21 protein-coding genes are annotated in these 19,114 nt (G+C 64.2%); 8 read left to right on the forward strand and 13 right to left on the reverse strand.

The window, feature by feature from the left end:
- Nucleotides 1-45: 45 nt before the first annotated feature.
- The gene (locus RIN61_RS07250) at nt 46-948 is read right to left on the reverse strand and encodes a DMT family transporter (RefSeq protein WP_112250213.1); all 903 of its coding nucleotides are present in this window, start codon (nt 946-948) and stop codon (nt 46-48) included.
- Nucleotides 949-1,212: 264 nt separating this feature from the next.
- Here RIN61_RS07250 and RIN61_RS07255 point away from each other — a divergent pair, with 264 nt between their 5' ends.
- Complete coding sequence (locus RIN61_RS07255) at nt 1,213-2,088, forward strand: helix-turn-helix domain-containing protein (protein WP_112250211.1); 876 nt, start codon at nt 1,213-1,215, stop codon at nt 2,086-2,088.
- 90 nt (nt 2,089-2,178) lie between these two features.
- On the opposite strand, the gene RIN61_RS07260 is transcribed toward RIN61_RS07255, so the two are convergent.
- The 6 genes from RIN61_RS07260 to RIN61_RS07285 all read right to left on the reverse strand — a co-directional run bounded on the left by RIN61_RS07260 (nt 2,179) and on the right by RIN61_RS07285 (nt 8,553).
- On the reverse strand, nt 2,179-4,569 hold the full coding sequence (locus RIN61_RS07260; protein ID WP_313856465.1) for a TonB-dependent siderophore receptor: 2,391 nt from the start codon (nt 4,567-4,569) through the stop codon (nt 2,179-2,181).
- A gap of 218 nt (nt 4,570-4,787) precedes the next feature.
- Nucleotides 4,788-5,771 carry a FecR family protein gene (locus RIN61_RS07265; RefSeq protein ID WP_313856467.1) on the reverse strand — a complete coding sequence of 328 codons (984 nt, stop codon included), beginning with the start codon at nt 5,769-5,771 and terminating at the stop codon, nt 4,788-4,790.
- A complete protein-coding gene (locus RIN61_RS07270; RefSeq protein WP_252378686.1) occupies nt 5,768-6,343 on the reverse strand; it encodes an RNA polymerase sigma factor in 576 nt (191 codons plus the stop codon). Before RIN61_RS07270 ends, RIN61_RS07265 begins: the two co-directional genes overlap by 4 nt.
- Before the next feature lie 4 nt (nt 6,344-6,347).
- The gene (locus RIN61_RS07275; RefSeq protein WP_112250203.1) at nt 6,348-6,674 is read right to left on the reverse strand and encodes a DUF3325 domain-containing protein; all 327 of its coding nucleotides are present in this window, start codon (nt 6,672-6,674) and stop codon (nt 6,348-6,350) included.
- Entirely contained in the window at nt 6,674-8,251 is a 1,578-nt protein-coding gene (locus RIN61_RS07280) for a PepSY-associated TM helix domain-containing protein (protein ID WP_112250201.1), read from the reverse strand. The genes RIN61_RS07275 and RIN61_RS07280 overlap by 1 nt, the downstream gene beginning before the upstream one ends.
- A complete protein-coding gene (locus RIN61_RS07285) occupies nt 8,248-8,553 on the reverse strand; it encodes a DUF3649 domain-containing protein (protein ID WP_112250199.1) in 306 nt (101 codons plus the stop codon). Before RIN61_RS07285 ends, RIN61_RS07280 begins: the two co-directional genes overlap by 4 nt.
- 232 nt (nt 8,554-8,785) lie before the next feature.
- Here RIN61_RS07285 and RIN61_RS07290 point away from each other — a divergent pair, with 232 nt between their 5' ends.
- Complete coding sequence (locus tag RIN61_RS07290; RefSeq protein ID WP_003260689.1) at nt 8,786-9,133, forward strand: HPF/RaiA family ribosome-associated protein; 348 nt, start codon at nt 8,786-8,788, stop codon at nt 9,131-9,133.
- Between the two features lie 123 nt (nt 9,134-9,256).
- Nucleotides 9,257-9,547: a DUF3509 domain-containing protein gene (locus RIN61_RS07295; protein ID WP_112250197.1), complete on the forward strand. Its 291-nt coding sequence runs from the start codon at nt 9,257-9,259 to the stop codon at nt 9,545-9,547.
- A 3-nt stretch (nt 9,548-9,550) separates the two neighbouring features.
- Here RIN61_RS07295 and RIN61_RS07300 read toward each other — a convergent pair whose 3' ends face one another.
- The gene (locus tag RIN61_RS07300; RefSeq protein WP_112250195.1) at nt 9,551-10,021 is read right to left on the reverse strand and encodes a phosphate-starvation-inducible protein PsiE; all 471 of its coding nucleotides are present in this window, start codon (nt 10,019-10,021) and stop codon (nt 9,551-9,553) included.
- A 448-nt stretch (nt 10,022-10,469) separates the two neighbouring features.
- On the opposite strand from RIN61_RS07300, the gene RIN61_RS07305 reads away from it, so the two are divergent.
- The 3 genes from RIN61_RS07305 (at nt 10,470) to RIN61_RS07315 (ending at nt 11,507) form a co-directional block, all read left to right on the forward strand.
- A complete protein-coding gene (locus RIN61_RS07305) occupies nt 10,470-10,712 on the forward strand; it encodes a hypothetical protein (RefSeq protein WP_252378687.1) in 243 nt (80 codons plus the stop codon).
- A gap of 157 nt (nt 10,713-10,869) precedes the next feature.
- Nucleotides 10,870-11,133 (forward strand): DUF3077 domain-containing protein, encoded by a 264-nt coding sequence (locus RIN61_RS07310; protein WP_112250191.1) that lies wholly within the window; start codon nt 10,870-10,872, stop codon nt 11,131-11,133.
- 110 nt (nt 11,134-11,243) lie between these two features.
- On the forward strand, nt 11,244-11,507 hold the full coding sequence (locus RIN61_RS07315) for a YebG family protein (RefSeq protein WP_112250189.1): 264 nt from the start codon (nt 11,244-11,246) through the stop codon (nt 11,505-11,507).
- 124 nt (nt 11,508-11,631) lie between these two features.
- Here the strand turns inward: RIN61_RS07315 and RIN61_RS07320 are convergent, their stop codons facing one another.
- Complete coding sequence (locus RIN61_RS07320) at nt 11,632-12,651, reverse strand: Leu/Phe/Val dehydrogenase (RefSeq protein ID WP_313856477.1); 1,020 nt, start codon at nt 12,649-12,651, stop codon at nt 11,632-11,634.
- A 125-nt stretch (nt 12,652-12,776) separates the two neighbouring features.
- Between RIN61_RS07320 and RIN61_RS07325 the strand changes: the two genes are divergently transcribed.
- Complete coding sequence (locus tag RIN61_RS07325) at nt 12,777-13,583, forward strand: SirB1 family protein (RefSeq protein ID WP_112250184.1); 807 nt, start codon at nt 12,777-12,779, stop codon at nt 13,581-13,583.
- Here RIN61_RS07325 and maiA read toward each other — a convergent pair.
- The 3 genes from maiA to hmgA are packed head-to-tail and all read right to left on the reverse strand — an operon-like array spanning nt 13,577 to nt 16,819.
- A complete protein-coding gene (maiA, locus tag RIN61_RS07330) occupies nt 13,577-14,209 on the reverse strand; it encodes a maleylacetoacetate isomerase (protein WP_313856478.1) in 633 nt (210 codons plus the stop codon). The two genes, RIN61_RS07325 and maiA, sit on opposite strands and share 7 nt — an antisense overlap.
- Before the next feature lie 12 nt (nt 14,210-14,221).
- On the reverse strand, nt 14,222-15,514 hold the full coding sequence (gene fahA, locus RIN61_RS07335) for a fumarylacetoacetase (RefSeq protein WP_112250180.1): 1,293 nt from the start codon (nt 15,512-15,514) through the stop codon (nt 14,222-14,224).
- A gap of 3 nt (nt 15,515-15,517) precedes the next feature.
- The gene (gene hmgA / locus RIN61_RS07340) at nt 15,518-16,819 is read right to left on the reverse strand and encodes a homogentisate 1,2-dioxygenase (protein ID WP_112250179.1); all 1,302 of its coding nucleotides are present in this window, start codon (nt 16,817-16,819) and stop codon (nt 15,518-15,520) included.
- Nucleotides 16,820-16,993: 174 nt separating this feature from the next.
- Between hmgA and RIN61_RS07345 the strand changes: the two genes are divergently transcribed.
- Nucleotides 16,994-17,776, forward strand: a complete 783-nt coding sequence (locus RIN61_RS07345) for an IclR family transcriptional regulator (protein ID WP_112250177.1) — start codon at nt 16,994-16,996, stop codon at nt 17,774-17,776.
- A gap of 353 nt (nt 17,777-18,129) precedes the next feature.
- Here the strand turns inward: RIN61_RS07345 and RIN61_RS07350 are convergent, their stop codons facing one another.
- The gene (locus RIN61_RS07350) at nt 18,130-19,044 is read right to left on the reverse strand and encodes an SDR family oxidoreductase (protein WP_112250175.1); all 915 of its coding nucleotides are present in this window, start codon (nt 19,042-19,044) and stop codon (nt 18,130-18,132) included.
- Nucleotides 19,045-19,114: the final 70 nt, after the last annotated feature.

Raw genomic sequence — 19,114 nt, forward strand, 5'->3', positions numbered from 1 at the left:
AGCGGGTTTACCCGCGAAAGGGCCGGCACAGGCAACCCTTCATATCTATTTGGCCACCACAACACCCTCAGCCGCCCTGGCCTTGGGCTTGCGAAACACCAGCACATTCCCCGCCATCACCGCCACCAGCCCCAACAAGGCCGGTGCCGTCCACTGATACCCCTCAGCCACCGCCGACACATTCAGCGCCACCAACGGGAACAGCACCGTGCAGTACGCCGCCCGCTCCGGCCCCATGCGCCCGACCAGGGTAAGGTAGGCGGTAAAGGCGATCACCGAGCCCGGCACCACCAGGTACAGTAACGAGCCGATGTACCGCACGTTCCATTCCATGCTGAACGGCACGCCGCTGACCACGCAGAACACCGCCAGCATCACCGCCCCGTAGACCATGCCCCAGGCATTGGTGGTCATGGGTTTGAGCCCGGCCTTCTGCTGCATGCTCGACAGCATGTTGCCGGCAGAGAAGCACAGCGTGCCGAGCAGGGCCAGGCCGAGGCCGTACAGGGTTTCGCGGCTGGCCGCATGGTGCGCCAGCTCCGGCCAGAACAGCAGGCCCAGGCCAAGTAACCCCAGGGCGCCACCGCCAAGCACATTGCTGGCGATCTTCTGGCCGAAGAAGATCCGCGCGTTGAGCGCGTTCCACAGGGTTGCGGTGGAGAACACCACGGCGATCAGGCCGCTGGCAATCCACTGGCTGGCGCTGAGGAAGCAGATGAAGTTGACGCAGAACAGGCACAGGCCCTGGGCCAGGCAGATCTGGTGGCCACGCCGGTTCATCGGCTGCAGGCGCCGGGTGAGCAGCAGGAAGGCGAACAGGATCAGCCCGGCCAGGGCGAAGCGGTAGACAATCGAGACCGGAATGGCGACCACGCCCAACTGGAGTTTCAGGGCGATCCAGGTGGTGCCCCAGATCAGGACAGTGAGCAGGTAGAGTGACAGGTTCATGGTGGCGGTTCCTTGGGCCTTTCAAGTTCGGTGCCCGGCGCTTCGCGGCTAAAGCCGCTCCCACAGGGACCGTGCTGCTCTCGAAGCTGGCGCGGTCCCTGTGGGAGCGGGTTCACCCGCGAATCGAGGGCGCAGCCCTCGCCGAGGCATTTCAGTGTTCTCCTGTCGAACACCCACGCGCTTGCACAAACTTGCGCATTTGTCCCGCTGATGGCTGTAAGCCTGGCCAAGGCGCAGTAGGATGGCTGGCAAGAGGAACCGCCCATGACCCCACTTACCCAGCTGCAAGTGTTCAACGCCATGCACGCCTCGCCCCACGCCCGGCTGGAGCTGAGCGCGCACCTGGGCGACGGGCTGGCAGCGGCGCTGTGGAGCAACCGCGACGATGCCCGCGATTACCAGGCACCGAGCCATCACACCCTGTCGTGCTACATCGCCGACGGCACCGGCACTTTTCGTCGCCAGCGTCCCGGCGACAAAGGGGCACCCGACAAGCTGTGCGTGATGCCGGCCGGGCATGAATCGAACTGGGTGGTCAATGGCGCGATCCGCCTGGCACACCTGTATGTCAGCGAGGCCCAATTTGCCCTGGGCTGCGTGCGCCTGCTCGACCGAGAACCGCGTGAGCTGCAACTGCAGGAAGCGACCTTTCTTGATGACCCGCAGCAGGCCAAGCGCTTTCGCCAGCTGATAACCCTGGACTGGGACGAACCTGGTGAACGCTTGCTGGCCAGCAGCCTGGCGCACGATATCGTCGACCATGCGCTACTCAACCAGGTCGGGCTGCGCCAGGGCCTGCGCCTGAAAGGCGGGCTGGCTCCGAGCCTGCGCCGGCAAATGGTCGACTACATCGAAGCGCACCTTGACCAGCCCATCACCCTGGGTGAACTGGCCGTGCGCTGCAACCTGTCCGAATACCACTTTGCGCGCATGTTCCGCGCCAGTTTCGGGCTGCCGCCGCATCAATATCTGCTGGCCCGGCGGCTACATCGGGCTTGTCAGCTGTTGCGGTTGGGGGTGATGCCGCTGGGGGAGATTGCCCTGTCGTGCGGGTTTGCCAGTGCCAGCCATTTCAGCAACCGGTTCCGCCAGGCAGTCGGTGCAACGCCTGGCGAGTACCGTTCGGCCATTCGCGGCTAAAGCCGCTCCCACAGGGGCCGCGCCAACCTCAAGGGCAGTGCAGTACCTGTGGGAGCGGCTTTAGCCGCGAAGAGGCCGGTACAGGCTGGCCTAGAACTCGAAGGTACTGGACAAACTCACCTGCCGCGCATCCCCGATAGCGACAAAGTACTGGTTCACCGCCGAGCTGTAGTAAACCTTGTCGAACAGGTTCTTCACGTTCAGCTGCAACAGCACCTTGTGCTCATCGAGCCGGGTCTCGTAGCTGGCAAAGGCATCGGCCACGGTATAGGACGGCAGGTCGAAGGTGTTGGTCGAGTTACCAGCCCGCTCGCCTACGTAGCGTGCCCCAGCGCCAAGACGCAACCGGTCGCCGCCGAACAGGCTGCCGTAGTCATACACCGCCGACAGCGAACCACTGTGCCGGGCTACGTTCTGCAGGCGGTTGCCCTGTAGATCAGGGTCCTTGGTCACCTTGGCATCGGTGAAGGCATAGCTGCCAATCAGGCTCCAGCGGTCGCTGAGCTGGCCAGTCAGGTCCAGTTCGACACCCCGCGAGCTGACCTCCCCGGCATTGCTGTACACAGTCTCGCGGGTGCTGGCATCAAAGTCGGAAACCAGCACGTTGCGCTTGGTAATGTCGAACAGCGCCAGAGTGCCGGTAACGCGGCCTGGCATGTCGAGCTTGGCCCCCAGCTCCCACGACTTCCCTTCCTCTGGCGCCACCGACGAGTCAAGCACCACATTGCCGGTCAGCGGCGCGATCGTCGAGTTGGGCTTGAACGACTCGCTGTAGCTACCATAGAAGGACAGCTGGTCATCGACCTTGTAGACGATACCGGCATGCGGCACCCAGGCCTGACCACTGATGTCGGTGTTGGCCTTGAACGGTCGGCCACGGCCAGCGTACTGGTCGTACTGCTGGAAGCGCGCACCGGCCACCAGGATCCAGTGTTCGTCCAGGTGCAGCGCGTCCTGCACGAACAGTGCATCAGTGCGCAGCTTATCGGTCTGGTCGCTGTCACTGGCCTTTACCGTTGTGCCCTCCACTTCCTGGCCGTAGACCGGGTTCACATAGCTGAAGGTGGATTGTGCCGTCTGCCGGATCAGGTCGCCGCGAAAGATCTTGCGGTCTTCATGATCGACACCGAACAGCAGGTCGTTCTGCATCCCGGCCAGTTCCACATTGCCGGCCAGGCTCAGCGTGGCGAACTGGTCACGGCTCATGGCGTTGTGGGTGCCGTCGATGCTGCGCGACAGCGTGCCGCTTTTTTCATTCACGCCGGTCACCCGCACCTGGCTGGCATCATAGGTTTCGCGGTTGAAGCTGTAGCCGAAGTGCAGCTTCCAGTCATCGGCCAGCTGGTGGTCGACTTCCAGACGGTACAGGTCGGAACGCCCTTCCATGTCGTTGAAAGGCTCGTCCAGGCGACGCGTGGCAGGGATGTCCAGCGGGTGGCCGTTGCTGCCGAACGCCGTGCCACGGTCGAAGGGGTAGAGAAACTCGCGGTGCTCGTAGGCCAGGACCACCTGGGTGTCTTCGCCCAGCCAGGCCAGCGACGGCGCCACCAGCGACTCACGGTGCACGCCGTAGTTGCGCCAGTAGTCCTCATCTTCGTGGTCGACGATCAAGCGATAGGCAAAGTTGCTGTCGCCCAGCGCGCCGGTACTGTCGAAGCCGCCACCGCTGCCGTTCTTGCCGCTGCCGTAGGTGGACCCGCGCACGTTCAGGGCGTTGTACTGCTCGAGTTGCGGGCGCTTGCTGACCACGTTGATCACCCCGCCCGGGTCCTGGATGCCGTACAGCAGCGAGGCCGGGCCCTTGAGCACTTCGACCCGCTCGGTGCTGGCGTTGAGGCTGCGGCCCTGCACGATGGGCATGCCATCGCGCATGATCGAGCCGTCGCGGTTGTCGCCGAAGCCGCGCTTCATCACCGTGTCGGAGGTGCCACCGAAATTGTTGCCCTGGGTGATGCCGCTGACATTGGCCAGGGCGTCATCGAGGTTGCGGGGGGCCTGGTCCCGGATGACCTGGGCCGGTACCACGTTGATCGCCTGGGGGATGTCCTGGCTAGGGCCCTGCCCGCGCATGATCGAGGCGGTAGCCGGTGGCTGGTAGCTGTAGTCGTCCAGTTGCGAGGTCACGGTGATGGCCTGCAGGTTGAGGGCACCGGAGGTGTCCACCGCTTCGACGGTGAAGGTGCGTGCATCGACGCGGCGCCAGGCCAGCCCGGTAGTGGCCAGCAGCTGTTGCAGAGCGTGTTCGGCGCTGAACCTGCCGTTCAGCGCTGGCGCCTGCAGGCCAGGTAGTTCCAAGGTGTAGACCACGCTCTGGCCTGTGGTGCGGCTGAAGGCATCGAGTGCCTGGGCCAAGGGTTGCGCCGGCTGGGCGAAGGTATACGCCTGCTGTTGCTCGGCGGCGCAGGCCAGGGGGGCAACAGTGAATGCCGGGAGCGCGCAAAGGCCGAACCAGAGAGGGACGCAACGCGGGGTGAACTTCATGGACGCTGACCTGTGAGAGGGATATGACTGCGAATGAATCGCACTTCCACTCATTACACGGATGCCACGTCCTGTTACCTCACCCGCTATCTGAAAATATTTTTGCCTGTGCGGGCCTCTTCGCGGGTGAACCCGCTCCCACAGGTACTGCACAGGATTTGAAACTTGCGCCCTTCCTGTGGGAGCGGGTTCACCCGCGAAGAGGCCGGCACAGGCGACTACCGGATGACAGTCAACCGCCCCAGCACTGTCTGCCGCGAAAAGCCCATCACCTTGCCCAGCGAATCCAGCGCCAGCAACGGCTCGGCCACGGGGAAACTGCCACTGACCTTGCGCTGCCCCAACTCATCATCGAGCAACAGGATGCGCCCCGGGTAATAACGCCCCAGGTCCTCGACCACCTGCGCCAGCGGCACCTGGTAGTAATTCAGCCAGCCCTGGCGCCATGCCAGGCGGTTGTCGCTGTCCACCACCAGGGTGTCGCCGACTCGGCCGGCAGCATAGGCCGCCTGCTGGTTGGCCGTCAGTTCACGCGCTGCGGCGCCTGGTGCCGGGCTCACCGCCACCCGCCCGCTGCGCACCGTGACCTGGGCGCCCTCGCCCCGCTCGCGCACCTCGAACTGGGTGCCGAGCACACGCACCTCGCCACCGGCGGCTTCCACCAGGAACGGCGCGCCGGTATGCGTGACCTGGAAGAATGCCGCGCCATGCAACAACCGCACACGGCGCTCGCCCTGCACAAAATCGACTGCAATCGCGCTCCCTGCATCCAGCGTCACTTGTGACTGGTCGGCCAAGGTCACTTGGCGAACTTGATCAGCACTGCTGTAGTCGGCCTGCAGGTCCTGCAGCCACAGGCCCGGGCGCCAACCACCGGCTACGCCAACGGCCATTACCAGGCACGCGGCCACCGCCAGCGCCGCGACCCGTTGCAGCCAGGGGCGCCCGGCCGGCGGCCTGGCCATCGCATCCAGGTAACGTTGCAGGTTTGCCTGGTCTTCAGCGGCCAGGCGCGCCGCCGGGGCGGCGCTGTTCAGCCACAGCGCCTGGGCCTGGGCGTAGGCCTCACGGTGCCCAGGGTCAGCCAGCAGCCATCGCTTGAACGCCGCGCCCTCGGCTTGCGCAGGCTGCTCGTTGATGCGGCTAAGCCATTGCAGTGCAGCCCGGGATTGCGCCTCGGTGATCGGCGGTAAACGGCTCATCGACGGGCACTCCCTGGCCGGCGTGGGGTGGTCGCGGGCTCGGCAACACTCGCCTTGCACGCTTCGAGGGCGCGCATCATATGCTTTTCCACAGCACTCTGGGACAGCTGCATGGCCTTGGCGATCTCGCCGTACTTGCAGCCATGGATACGGTTGAGCAGGAAAATCTGTCGCGTGCGCTCGGGCAAGGCGCGCAAGGCAGCATCGATGCGTTGCAAGTCGTGATCGACCTCCACGGCCTGCTCCGGGGCCTGGGCCATCGCCACCTCGCCCAGCGGCAGCACAGCTTCGGCCACGCGTTCGCGGCTACCCTCGCTGCGCAGGTGGTCGATGGCCAGGTTGCCGGCGCAACGCAGCAGGTAGGTATCCAGCGCCTCGACCTTGACCTCGGGCCGACGCCAGAAGCGCAGGAACAGTTCCTGGACCAGGTCCGATGCCGTGGCCCGGCAGCCGACCCGGCGGCTCACCAGCGCCTCCATGCGCGCCCGCTGGGCCTGGAACACCTGGACGAAGCGCGCACGCCCACCGCCGCTTTCGGCATCCACCTCGGTCATGTCGCCCGGCTCGCTCATCGGCTCACGCGGCGAACACGGCCAGTAACGGCCCCAGCACCACGCTGGCGGCGGCCAGGCCCAGCAACAGGCGGGGCTGGTATGGCAGGCCGAACACCCACAGGGTCACCCCGGCCATCATCACTGCGGTCCACTCCACCAGGCCATGGGCCCAGCCACGCAGGTGCACGCTCAGCACCAGCGACAGCACCAGCAGCAGCCAGCCGGCGCTGCGCAACAGGCGCAACTGCCCGTGGCGCGGCTTGCGCCCGAGCAGGTCGACGAAGTGTTTCTCCATCGCTAGGCACAGGGCAACGAAGCCGGCGTAAGCGATCAGCGCATTACCCAGCATCAGCTCGCCTCCGCCGTTTCAGTGCTTGGCTTCTTTGCTGCACGAGGGGCCCGCTTGGCCACAGGCTTCGGGCTGCGCAACATCTTGCCGGCCAGCCAGCCCAGGAACAGGCCGGTGCCCAGCGCTGTCAGGTCGAAGCCGGCCATGGCCCAGTCACCCGCCGGCAGCGAATGATTCAGGCCCTGGCCGGTGGTCAGGCCGTTGAGCAGCGGCAGCAAGGCAAAGGCCAGCGCGCCCAGTGCCAGTTGCTCGCCCCAGGCCCGGCGCCCGCTACGCAGCACAGCGTGTACCAGCGACAGGCCCCAGGCGATGAAGAAGGCGTTGACCTCCCAGTCGGCTCGGCCTTCGACCCCCATCGGGATCAGGCGGTTGGCCCAGAAGAAGCCCGCCACGGCCAGCAGCAGACCGCTCATGCTGGCGATATTGAGCACTTCGACCAGGCGCAGTTCGCCCGGCAGGCGTTCGCTCCCGGCATGCTTGAGCTGGCGTTTGCCCAGCCACATCACCAGCCCGGTGCCGATCACCGCGGTACCGGCCAAGCCAAAGAAGAAGTACAGCCAGCGCAGCCAAGGCCCGGCGAAGTTGCCCATGTGCAGGCCGGCAAAGCTGAAGGCGGTCATCATGACACCGCTCTCCGGCTTGCCCTGGCTCAGCAGCACACCGCTGGCGCCATCGAAGGTCCAGTTGGCGCTGCGCCGATAGGCCACATGATCGGCCGCGGACTGGGTGAAGGTGACGCGGGCATTGCTGTCGCCGGCGTTCTCTACCTGGATACGGCCGATACGCGCGCCCGGTTGCAGGTCCTGCACCTTGGCGTACAGGCTCGGCAACGGTACCAGCGGCGCGGCCACGTGGGCCGCCTTGGGCGCATCGTTACGGCCGAACAGGTCGTTGAAGTACTTGCCGGTGTCATTGCCGTAGCCGGCCATGATGCCAGCCGGCATCACCATGTACATGAACAGCACCAGGCTGCTGTAGCTGATCATCAGGTGGAACGGCAGCACCAGCACGCCAATGGCGTTGTGCCCATCCAGCCAGGAGCGCTGGCCCTTGCCGGGGCGGAAGGTGAAGAACTCCTTGAAGATTTTCTTGTGAGTGATGATGCCGGTAACCAGCCCCAGCAGCATGATCAAGGCGCAGAACGTAGACAGCCAGCGGCCGAAGGGGTATGGCATCTGCAGCTGGAAGTGGAAGCGGTAGAAAAACTCGCCACCGCGGCTGTCGCGAGCCTCTACCGGTCGGCCGGTCTGGGTATCGAGGGTCTTGGTGACGAAGCCGCGTGGCCCGCCATTGGGGTCGCGGTAGCCCACGCTCAGGGCGGCCTCGCGCGCGTTGGGCATGCGGATCAGCCAGGTGCCCGAATGCCCGGCATTGTCCTGCAGGTAACGCTGGGCCACCTCCAGGCTATGGGTCGGCTCCAGGGCATGGCTGCGCACCTCAGGCTGCGACCAGTGGGTGATTTCTTCCTTGAAATACGACAGCGTGCCGGTGAGGAAGATGGCAAACAACAGCCAGCCGAAGATCAGGCCGGTCCAGGTGTGCAGCCAGGCCATGGCCTGGCGGAAGCCTTCTTTCATGGGTTTTTCATCCAGTAGGCCAACCCGCTGATCCCCCCCAGCAGCACGCTTGGCGCCAACACGCCCAGCCAGGCGCGCAAAGCGCTGCGGCAGGCAAAGCACCAGATGAACGCCAGCAGGTAGAAGACGAATGACAGCAGCAGGCCGGTGAGCGTGGCATCGACCCGTGGCAGCGGCGCAACCAGGGCAATGCAAACGCTGGCCGCAGACGCCAGCAGGTAGCCGCCCAGCAGCGCGGCCAGGCTGCGTGAAGCCACGGCCAGGCGATAGCTGGGCGAGAGACCGGCAGTTTTGCGCGTCATGGCGAAGGTCCGGGCGTTTTCGGGCCTGCAATAATAATGATTTCAATTCTCATAAGCAAAGGCCGAGCGATGAGCCGCCTGCCGCCCTGAATGCAACAAGAAATTTATTTTCAAAAAGGGCTTGAATTCGTTTCGCCGTTGCCTGACCTTAGAGTCAAGAGACGCAGAAATACCAAGGGTCTCAAAGGCCTAGGCGCGTCTCCATGCGAGCAAGCTGAATAAGGATTGAATCATGCAAATCCAGGTCAACAGCAGCAACCATTTCGAAGGCAACGCCCGGCTCGACCAGTGGGTCCGCAGCACACTGCAGAACTCGCTGGAACGTTACGAAGACGACCTCACCCGCATCGAGGTTCACCTGCGCGACGAGAACGGCGCCAAGCCCGGACCGCATGACAAACGCTGCCAGATGGAGGCTCGCCCCAAAGGCCACCAACCGATTTCCGTGACCCACACCGCCACTTCGCTGGACCAGGCGGTCGATGGCGCCGCCACCAAGCTCAACCACGCGCTGGAACACTTCTACGGCAAGCTGCGCAGCAAGCGCGGCGCCTTGGAGCTGAGTGACCCGGACGCCTGATCGGCACCGCAGACAACGCCCGGCCTCGTGCCGGGCGTTTTCGTTTGGGTCGATCAATGGCGCTGAACCAACTGGCGTTCGCGCCGGTCAACCTCTGCAGTCATTCACCGCAGAAGCAAGACCATGAACAACCCATTCGAACGAATCAGTGCTGCATTCGCCCCCGAATACCGGGTCAACCTGAGCATCACCAACCTCGACGGCAGCATCATGCTGACCCTGTCAGACGACGCCGGCGTGGTCGCCAAGCGGCTCATCACCCAAGCTCAGCGCAATGATCCGGTGCGCCTGCAGCGGGTGATCGACAGCATTCGCCTGGGCTTGGCCATCGAGCATAGCCAGAACCCCATGCAGGTGCTGGCCGCGCTGACCCGCGATGCCCGCCAGGAGCCGCGCCACTTCGTCGCCAACTGAGGCTTACTTGCCCTCTTCCACTTCCTTGCCGTTGGCGTCCAGCGCCTTGGTCGAGGGGTAGCGGTAGGAGGCGTAGCGCACCACCAGGATCGAGAACGCCAGCAACAGGATGCCGCCGCACACGTACAGCAGCCCTGCGTCCGGCGCCTTGTGGTGCGAGACATCGCCGATCAGCAGGCGGGTCAGCGCGGTGATGGCCACGTACAGCAGGAAGCGGATCGGCATGTGATTGGTCTTGAAGTAGATCCCGACCATCGCCCCCAGCTCCAGGTAGATGAACAGCAGCAGGATGTCATCGACACTGACCCCGCCCTTGCCGAGCATGTCGATGAAGGTCATCACCGCCGCATAGGCAGTGATCGCGCCAATCCCGAACAATGCCAGGTAATGGAATGCCTCGACGCACAGGTTGCCCAGCGAGTCGGCGGAGCCATGCAGGCCCTTGCGCAGCTTTTCTGCCCATTTGGTGTTCACGATGTTCCATTCCCCGATACGTCTTGAAGGATGATGCGTCACCGGTGTGACGCTTGTGCCATGCAGTTAAAGGGCCAGGCCCCTGGCTTGGAAGGCGACCGATTGCCGCAAGGCACGTTGAGGCGTGGCAAGTTGCCAGAAACACGGCCATGCGCTGGAGAAAATCAGATTTAACCCCTTCCTTGCAGGGCATTTCCCAAAGATACTCCCTGCCATTGTGGTGTTCGGGGATGAGCACTAGTCTCGGATCGTCGCTGCCAATCAGCGACCGGCTTTGACAGGCCGCCCTGAACTAACCACATGGCTTTGCCTTTATGGCAGCTGTCATGGGGCACCTCGTGTGCGCCGGCTTTTGGTTCTGTTCACCGGTCTGTCAACCCATGCACAGCTGCCGCCTTCCTGTTTGACAGCAGGAGGCGGTGGCCCCAACTTTGAACAGGCCTTAATCATGCTGAAAGTAGTCCCCGATCCACCCCACACACCCCATTTCCTTGAAGACACCCTGATCCAGGCTACGGACTATGCGTTGTGCGCAGCCACCGTGGTGCATCAGGCCTTGTTGCTTCAGCCCAAGTCGCCGGCATCGATTTTGATGATGACCTCAATGCATGAGCTGGAGACGTTGCGGGCTTTGCTTGAGTCGGCACTGGTTCAGATGCAGATGCCCGCTGAGCCTCGGACTTTGCACTGAGGTTTGAGTGTTGCGTTGTCTGGGCTGGCCTCTTCGCGGGTAAACCCGCTCCCACAGGATCTCCACAGGCCTTTGAGGTAGATGCAGTACCTGTGGGAGCGGGTTCACCCGCGAAAGGGCCCGTTCAGGCAGTCGAGAATTTTGAGGGGATTCAAAAATGACTACAGAAGACACCCAATTCACCGTCGGCAAAACCATCTTCTTCCAAGGTGAAAACGGTACCCACCCACTCTTCCGTATCGAGCCAGGCATCCCTTGCCGGGACGCCCGCGAGCAGTCCTCAGAGCTGATGGGCTATGTACGCGAACTGACCATCACCGGCCTGATGGACGAGAAACCGATGATGATCTGGGCTGCGCATTACTTGAGCGCGATGGCCAAGGCGCTGATGGATGATGCTGAGTTGGGCATGAAGCAGTAAGCCCTCTGCACCACGCTACAATTTCTGCTTGCGAAGCAATCAACATTGCCATTACTGTATATAGATACAGTAAATCGAAACGCAACCAGCAAAAGGCATAGAGGTGATGAATGGCCGTCGAAGTGGTATACCGCAGCAGCCGCGACCCGGAGCGCTTGTTCATGGATAAGGCCGAAGCAGACCGTCACGACAAGATGCTCGAACTGGCCGAGCGTCTGGCCGAAGTACTGCACAAGGCAGTGCCTTCGCTGAGCGAGAAACAGGTCGAGGAAGCCGGTATCTACATGGCCAAAAACCGCGATGTGTTCGCCCGGGCGTTCAAGAGCCAGCCGGATGCGTTGGCCGAGTTGCTCGAGGGTGGCGCTGCCGAGTGATGTCGGCGGCGCCTGCTTCGCGGGTAAACCCGCTCCCACAGGTACTCCACAATGTTCAAGACCTGTGCGATACCTGTGGGAGCGGGCTTGCCCGCGAAGAGGCCAGCAAAGCCAGTATCAACCCTCAGCCGTAGAGCAACCGCTCCGCCAGCATCTGCGCAACCCGCGCCGGCGAGCGCTTCTCTGCCTGGGCATGGCCAAACACTTCGGTCAGCCGTGAAGGTATCCGCGCCAGGTGCGCAGTGATGGTACCCAGGTCTTCGCCACGATGGGTAAGTGCCACGTAGATCAGCCCGCCGGCATTGATCACGTAATCGGGGGCATACAGTATCCCGCGCGATTCCAGCTGGTCGGCTACCTGCAAAGTGGTCAGCTGATTGTTGGCCGCCCCCGCCACTGCCGCGCAACGCAACTGCATCACGCTCTGCCCGTTCAACACCGGCCCCACGCCGCAAGGGGCAAAGATGTCGCAAGGGGTGCTGATCAACGCATCGTTGGTCACCGGATGGGCATTGAACTGCTCCACCGCCAGCCGCACCCGCCCAGGGTCCAGATCACTCACCAGCAGGTCCGCACCCGCCGCATGCAGTTGCTCCGCCAGCGCATAACCGACATTGCCCAGCCCTTGCACCGCCACCCGCAGCCCTTGCAGGTCATCACTGCCAAGGCGGAACGAAGTGGTCGCACGAATGCCGGCAAAAACCCCCATCGCCGCATGCGGTGAGGGGTCACCCGAGGCCGTGGTGCTGGTCACATGCGGAGTACTCTGGGCAATGCAGTCCATGTCCAGGGTCGAGGTGCCACTGTCCACGGCGATGATGAAGCGCCCTTGCAAGGTGTCGATGAAGCGGCCAAAGGCCTCGAACAGCGCAGCACGGTTTTCCACATGCGGGTTGCGCATGATCACCGCCTTGCCGCCCCCCAGTGGCAGGCCGGCCAGCGCCGCCTTGTAGCTCATGCCCTGGGCCAGGCGAATGGCATCGATCATGGCGCTTTCATCATCGGCATAAGGCAGGTAGCGGCAACCGCCCATGGCCGGGCCCAACTGCTCGCTGTGGATCGCCACCACGGCCTTCAGGCCGGTGGGCGGGTCGGTGAACAGGTGCAGCGACTGGGTTCGGGTGCTTTGCATCAGCGCGAACATCGACAGGCTCCCCTACGAGGTGCTCCTTCCAGTATAGGCGCGGCCCTTGGGCTGGCGCCGCCGCCGGACCACTGGACGAAACCGCCGGCTGCGGCTAATACTCAAGCGTGTGTGGAGATGCCCCCATGAAGCCACGTCAAGCCTGCCTGGCCTGCCTGGAACGCGAGCCCGTCGCCCTGCTGGAAGCCGCATTATGGATTGCCGCCGAGCACGACCGAAGCGTCGAGCCCGCGGACAGCCTTGCCATGCTGCATGGCCTGCAGCGCGAGATCAGCGCCAACCTGCCGATGCTGCCGCTGTGCGAACTGGCCCAGCCACTGCTGCGCCAACTCAATGCCCTGGGCTTCCAGCAGGATGAACACCACCCGCTACGCCCGCATGCCGCGATGATGGACAAAGTGCTGCAGCGCCGCCGTGGCCAACCGCTGACCCTGGCCATCCTCGCCCTGGAACTGGCCCGGCGCCTGTCCATTCCCCTTGAGGGCGTAGGTTTCCCGGGCCATTTCCTGGTGCGCGTGCCGGGTGCCGATCATCTGCTCGACCCCTGTGGCGGCCGGCGCCTGTACCCCAACGATTGCCGTGAGCTGCTGGCTCGCCAGTTTGGCCCGCACGTAGCGCTGACTGCCGAGCACATGCGCAGTGCCAGCCCGCTGCAGATGCTGCAACGCCTGTCACGCAACCTGCGCCAGTTGCATATCAGCAACGACAACCACCTGGCGGCGCTGATCGATGCCGAGCGGGTCATGCAACTTGGCCCGGTGCAGGTCAGTGACTATGTGACCCGTGCTTCGCTCTACCAGCATCTGGATTGCCCACAGGCCGAGCGCTTCGACCTGGAGCATGCGTTATTGCTGACAGAGGACCCGGTTCAGCGCCTGAAACTGTCCGAACGTATCGGCAAGCTTCCGGCGACGAACCGTTCCATTCACTGAGCCGGGCTGTCCGGCTGCCGGGCAGGATGGGCCTGGACGAACGCCGGGTGCCCCGCCGCCAGCGCGGCAACCCGCAGGATCCGCGGGTAGCTGTCGAGGTCGATATTGAAGCGTTCAGCCGCGTACAGCTGCGGGATCAGGTAGATATCCGCCAGGCCCGGGTCATCACCGAAGCAGAAGCCGTGATCGCCAATCAGTTGCTCCACTGCCGCCAGCCCCTGGCTGATCCAGTGGCCAATCCACTGGTTGACCTGGCTCTCGTCCTGGCCGGCCTGGCGCAGCCGGTTGAGCACGCTGACGTTGTGCAGCGGGTGGATGTCGCAGCCGATGATCGCCGCCACGCCCCGCACCTTGGCGCGCGCCTCGGCCGTGGCAGGCAGCAGCGCGGGCTGTGGATAAACCTCTTCCAGGTACTCGATGATCGCCGGCGACTGCACCAGCAGCTCACCGCCATCGGTGCGCAAGGCCGGCACGCGGCCCTGCGGGTTGACCGCGACGTAGCCCGCACCGCGCTGCTCACCCTGCAACAGGTTGACCGGCAAGGACTGGTAGGCCAGCCCCTTCAGTTTCAGGGCAATGCGCACCCGGTAGGACGAGGTGGAACGGTAATAGGTGTACAGCTCCATGCCCTTGCCTCCTCAGTTGGCGGCGATGACCGTGCCGCGGCATTCGCCGAAACCGATGCTGGCCACGCCATCACGCGCGCAGCGGGCACGCAGGATGATCTCGTCGCCGTCTTCGAGGAACTTGCGCACCTCGCCACTGGCCAGTTCCACCGGCTGCTTGCCGCCTTCGGTGATCTCCAGCAGGCTGCCGAACGAACCTGGCGTGGCGCCCGACAGCGTGCCCGAACCGAACAGGTCGCCCGGTTGCAGCTGGCAGCCGTTGACGCTGTGATGCGCAACCAGCTGCGCGACGGTCCAGTACATGTTGCGGGTATTGCTCAGGGCCAGGCGGTGCGGGGCAAGGCCTTGCTCGCGCATGCGCTCGGTCAGCAGCAGCACCTCAAGCTCGATATCGAAAGCACCGGCGGCCTGGTCGCGCTTGTCCAGCAGGTACGACAGTGGCTGTGGGTCACCTTCCGGGCGTGCCGGCTGGGCACAGCGGAACGGTTCCAGCGCTTCGGCGGTAACCACCCAGGGCGAGATGCTGGTAATGAAGCTCTTGGACAGGAACGGCCCCAGCGGCTGGTATTCCCAGGCCTGGATATCGCGCGCCGACCAGTCGTTGAGCAGGCACAGGCCGGCCACGTGCTCGGCGGCATCGCCTACCGGGATCGCCTGGCCCATGTCGTTGCCCTGGCCGATCCAGATACCCAGCTCCAGCTCATAGTCCAGGCGCGCGCAGGGACCGAAGCTTGGCTCGGTGTGCCCGGCCGGCAGGGTCTGGCCCTTGGGCCGGCGCACGTCGGTGCCGGACGGGCGAATGGTCGAGGCGCGGCCGTGATAACCGATCGGCACGTACTTGTAGTTGGGCAGCAGTGGGTTGTCGGGGCGGAACAGCTTGCCCACGTTCTTGGCGTGCTCGATGCCCACGTAGAAGTCGGTGTAGTCACCGATCTGCGCCGGTACATGCAGCTGGCAGGCACTGGCCGGGTACAGGGCGGCCTGCAGCGCCGCCTGGTGCTCGCTGTGTTCGCCCAGCAGTACCAGCAGGCGCTCGCGCAGGGCAACGCGGGCACTGCGGCCGAGGGCGAAGAATGCGTTCAAGACCCCACCACGGGTGGCCTCGACAGCGGCCTTGGCGGCACCGTCGAACAGGCCGGCGGCCAGCACCGCTTCCAGGTCGAGGATCGCGTCGCCGATGGCCACACCACAGCGTCTGGCTTCACCCGGCCGGCTGAAGATGCCCAGCGGCAGGTTCTGCAGCGGGAAGTCGCTGTGCCCGTTGGCGTGCTCGACCCAGCTACGGGCAATGGCAGTGTGATTCATGGGTTATCTCCGGTTCGGGTTGAAGGTGCTCGGCAAGGTGGCCCAGCAACTATCGTAGTCGGCCTGCAACTGCGGGCATTCAAGGGCTTGCAGGCTCGGGCGCAGCACCTGGCTGGTCTCGAACATGAAGGCCATGGTGTTATCGATCTTGTGCGGCGCCAGGTCGGCGGCAATGGCCTTTTCGCAGGTTTCGGCGTCGGGGCCATGGGCGCTCATCACCCCGTGCAGCGAGGCACCGCCCGGCAGGAAACCCTCGGCCTTGGCGTCGTAGGCACCGTTGATCAGGCCCATGAACTCGTTCATCAGGTTGCGGTGGAACCATGGTGGACGGAAGGTGTTCTCGGCCACCATCCAGCGTGGCGGGAAGATCACGAAGTCCATGTTGGCCAGGCCATGCACGCTGGTCGGCGAGGTCAGCACGGTGAAGATAGACGGGTCCGGATGGTCGAAACTGACGGTGCCGATGGTGTTGAAGCGGCGCAGGTCGTACTTGTACGGCACGTTGCTGCCGTGCCAGGCGACCACATCCAGTGGCGAGTGCTGCAGTTCGCAGGCCCAGTGTTCGCCCAGGAACTTCTGCACCAGCTGCACCGGGCCATTGGCCTCTTCGTAGTGCGCCACCGGGGTGAGGAAGTCGCGCGGGTTGGCCAGGCCGTTGCTGCCGATCGGGCCCAGGTCCGGGATGCGCAGCGGCGCGCCGTGGTTTTCGGCGATGTAGCCGCGGGCCTCGCCGTCGAGCAGTTCGACGCGGAACTTCATGCCACGCGGGATTACCGCGATTTCCAGCGGCTCGACTTCCATCACCCCCAGCTCGGTGGCAAGGCGCAGGCGGCCCTGTTGCGGCACCAGCAGCAGTTCACCGTCGGCGTTGAAGAACACCCGCTCCATGGAACGGTTGGCGCGGTAGATGTAGATGCTCACGCCGGCCGGTTTTTCCGCAGCGGCGTTGGCCACCATCGGCAGCCAGCCTTCGATGAAATCGGTCGGTTCGACGGGGATCGGCTGGGGGTTCCAGCGCAGGCGGTTGGGGGTGATGGCCCCCAGCGGGCCGGTAAGTGGCTGGCGCGCCAGGCGCTCGAAACGCGGGTGCAGGGCAGACGGGCGAATACGGTACAGCCAGGTGCGGCGCAGCTCGCTGCGGGTCATGGTGAACGCCGTGCCCGAGAGCAGCTCGGCATACAGCCCATAGGGTGCCTTCTGCGGCGAGTTCTGCCCGACCGGCAGGGCCCCTGGCAGCGCTTCGCTGGCAAACTCGTTGCCGAAGCCGCTGAGGTAGTGAAGGTCGGGTGACGTATCGCGATTCATCGATGCCTCCGGGCTCTGACCGAGCCGTTGCTGGCAGCTGGCTGCTGGCCCGGGGCGGGGTGGCAGCGCGTCTGCATTGTTTTTATCGTAATCAGATTACGAATAACGTAATTTGCTACGGGCAATGCGTCAAGCTATAAAGGCGCGACTCGACGAATCCGGAAGAAGATGTCCATGGCCAAAGCCAGCTCCCCCGCCGACAACGGCAAGCAGAAAGTCCGCTCGGCGGAGGTCGGCACCGACATCCTCAAGGCCCTTGCCGAACTCTCCCCGTCCACCTCCCTGTCGCGCCTGGCGGAACATGTGCAGATGCCAGCGAGCAAGGTGCACCGTTATTTGCAAGCATTGATCGCCAGCGGTTTTGCCGAACAGGATGCGGCCACCAACCATTACGGCCTGGGGCGCGAGGCACTGCGGGTGGGGCTGGCGGCGCTGGGCAGCATCGATGTGCTGAAGATTGCCGCGTTGCCGTTGTCGCAGCTGCGCGATGAACTTAACGAGAGCTGTTTCGTTGCCGTATGGGGCAACCAGGGCGCGACAGTGGTCAGTATCGAGCCGGCAGTACGCGCGGTCACCGTGGTAACGCAGATCGGCTCGGTACTGCCGCTGCTCACATCGTCCACCGGGCTGGTATTCGCCGCCTACCTGCCCGAGCGCGAGACCGTGGAGTTGCGTGACCGGGAACTGGCCGCCCTGCAGCACAACGCCGCTGACTACCAGGCGGTGTTGGCGGGCATTCGCGAACGTGGCCTGCACCATGTGCACGGGCTGTTGATGCCGGGCGTGGATGCGCTGTCGGCCCCGGTGTTCAATGCCATGGGGCAGATCGCCGCGGTGATGACGGTGGTCGGGCCGACGTCGATCTTCCATGCCGACGAGCATGGCCCGGCGGCGCAGCGGCTGCTGGCGGCAACGCGGGAAACCAGCTGGCGCATGGGGTACTCGCCCGCCGACTGAGCGCCTGCGGCACTATTGCCCGAAACGTAAAGGTGAATGTCATAAGCGGCTATTTTTCCTACAGGATTAGGCGCTTATTCTTAACTCACTGGCCGGCATGAAGGGCTCTCCCCCCCGCCTTTCAGGCCTGCGAGGTTCACCGACGTAGATTTTGAAGCTCCTTGATCTGACGTCTCGATTGGCCGCTGCGGCTTGCAGCGGCCTTTTTTATTTGCCCTGAAAAATTTCCGTCGCCTGTGCTGGCCTCTTCGCGGGTAAACCCGCTCCCACAGAGATATCACTCCCCCAGAGGCTTGTGGTGTACCTGTGGGAGCGGGTTTACCCGCGAAGAGGCCGGCACAGGCATAAAAATTTCAGCCCAGCGGATACTTTTGCAAGTTCGCCATCATCTGCTGCAACGCCTGCAAGCTGTCCTGTGGGTGCACTGCCCCGTCGAAGTCGCCAATCCGTGCCCAGTTCTCCGCCACCTGTTCCGGGGTAAAGCCTTCGCGAGGATCGAAGCCTACCCCCAGGCTGCGCTCCCACCGCACCTTGCCCACCCAGCCGCCGCCCACTTCGAACAGCTCACCGCTGCCCTGGCACTGCTCGCTGCCCAGGTACACCACCAGTGGGCTGACCAGCTCAGGCTTGAGCCGCTCGAACACCTGGGGCGGGATCAGCCCTTCGGTCATGCGGGTGCCACCCGTGGGGGCGATGGCGTTGACCAGGATGCCGTGCTTGCGCCCTTCGATTGCCAGGGTACGAGTCAACCCATACAGGCCCAGCTTGGCCATGCCATAGTTGGCCTGACCGAAGTTGCCGTAGATGCCGGACGTGGAAGCGGTGAAGATCACCCGCCCCCAGTTCTGCTCGCGCAGGTGCGGCCAGGCGGCGCGGGTGACCTTGTAAGCCCCCTCGACATGCACCTGATACACCTGCTCCCAGTCGCTGTCTTCCATCTTGTGGAAGGTCTTGTCACGCAGGATGCCGGCGTTGTTCACCAGCACATCGACCCGGCCGAAGCTGTCCAGGGCCTGCTCGACAATACGCGCGCCGTGGCTGACCGAGTCATGGTTGGCAATGGCACTGCCACCAGCGGCGCGGATCTCCTCTACAACCCGGTCGGCGGCGGAGGCGCTGGCACCTTCTCCGTGGGTGGAGCCGCCGAGGTCATTGACCACCACCCGGGCGCCACGCGCGGCGAACAGCAGCGCATGGGCACGGCCCAGGCCGCCCCCGGCTCCGGTGACGATCACCACGCGATCTTGCAGACGGACAGGCTCGCTCATGCTCATGGCTCCAGGCAGGTTCAGGTCAGCCGAGTGTCCGCCGCCAGCGGCGGGCGAACAATCAAGCTCA

It is taken from the genome of Pseudomonas inefficax (genome assembly GCF_032164165.1).
Taxonomy (GTDB): Bacteria; Pseudomonadota; Gammaproteobacteria; order Pseudomonadales; family Pseudomonadaceae; genus Aquipseudomonas; species Aquipseudomonas inefficax.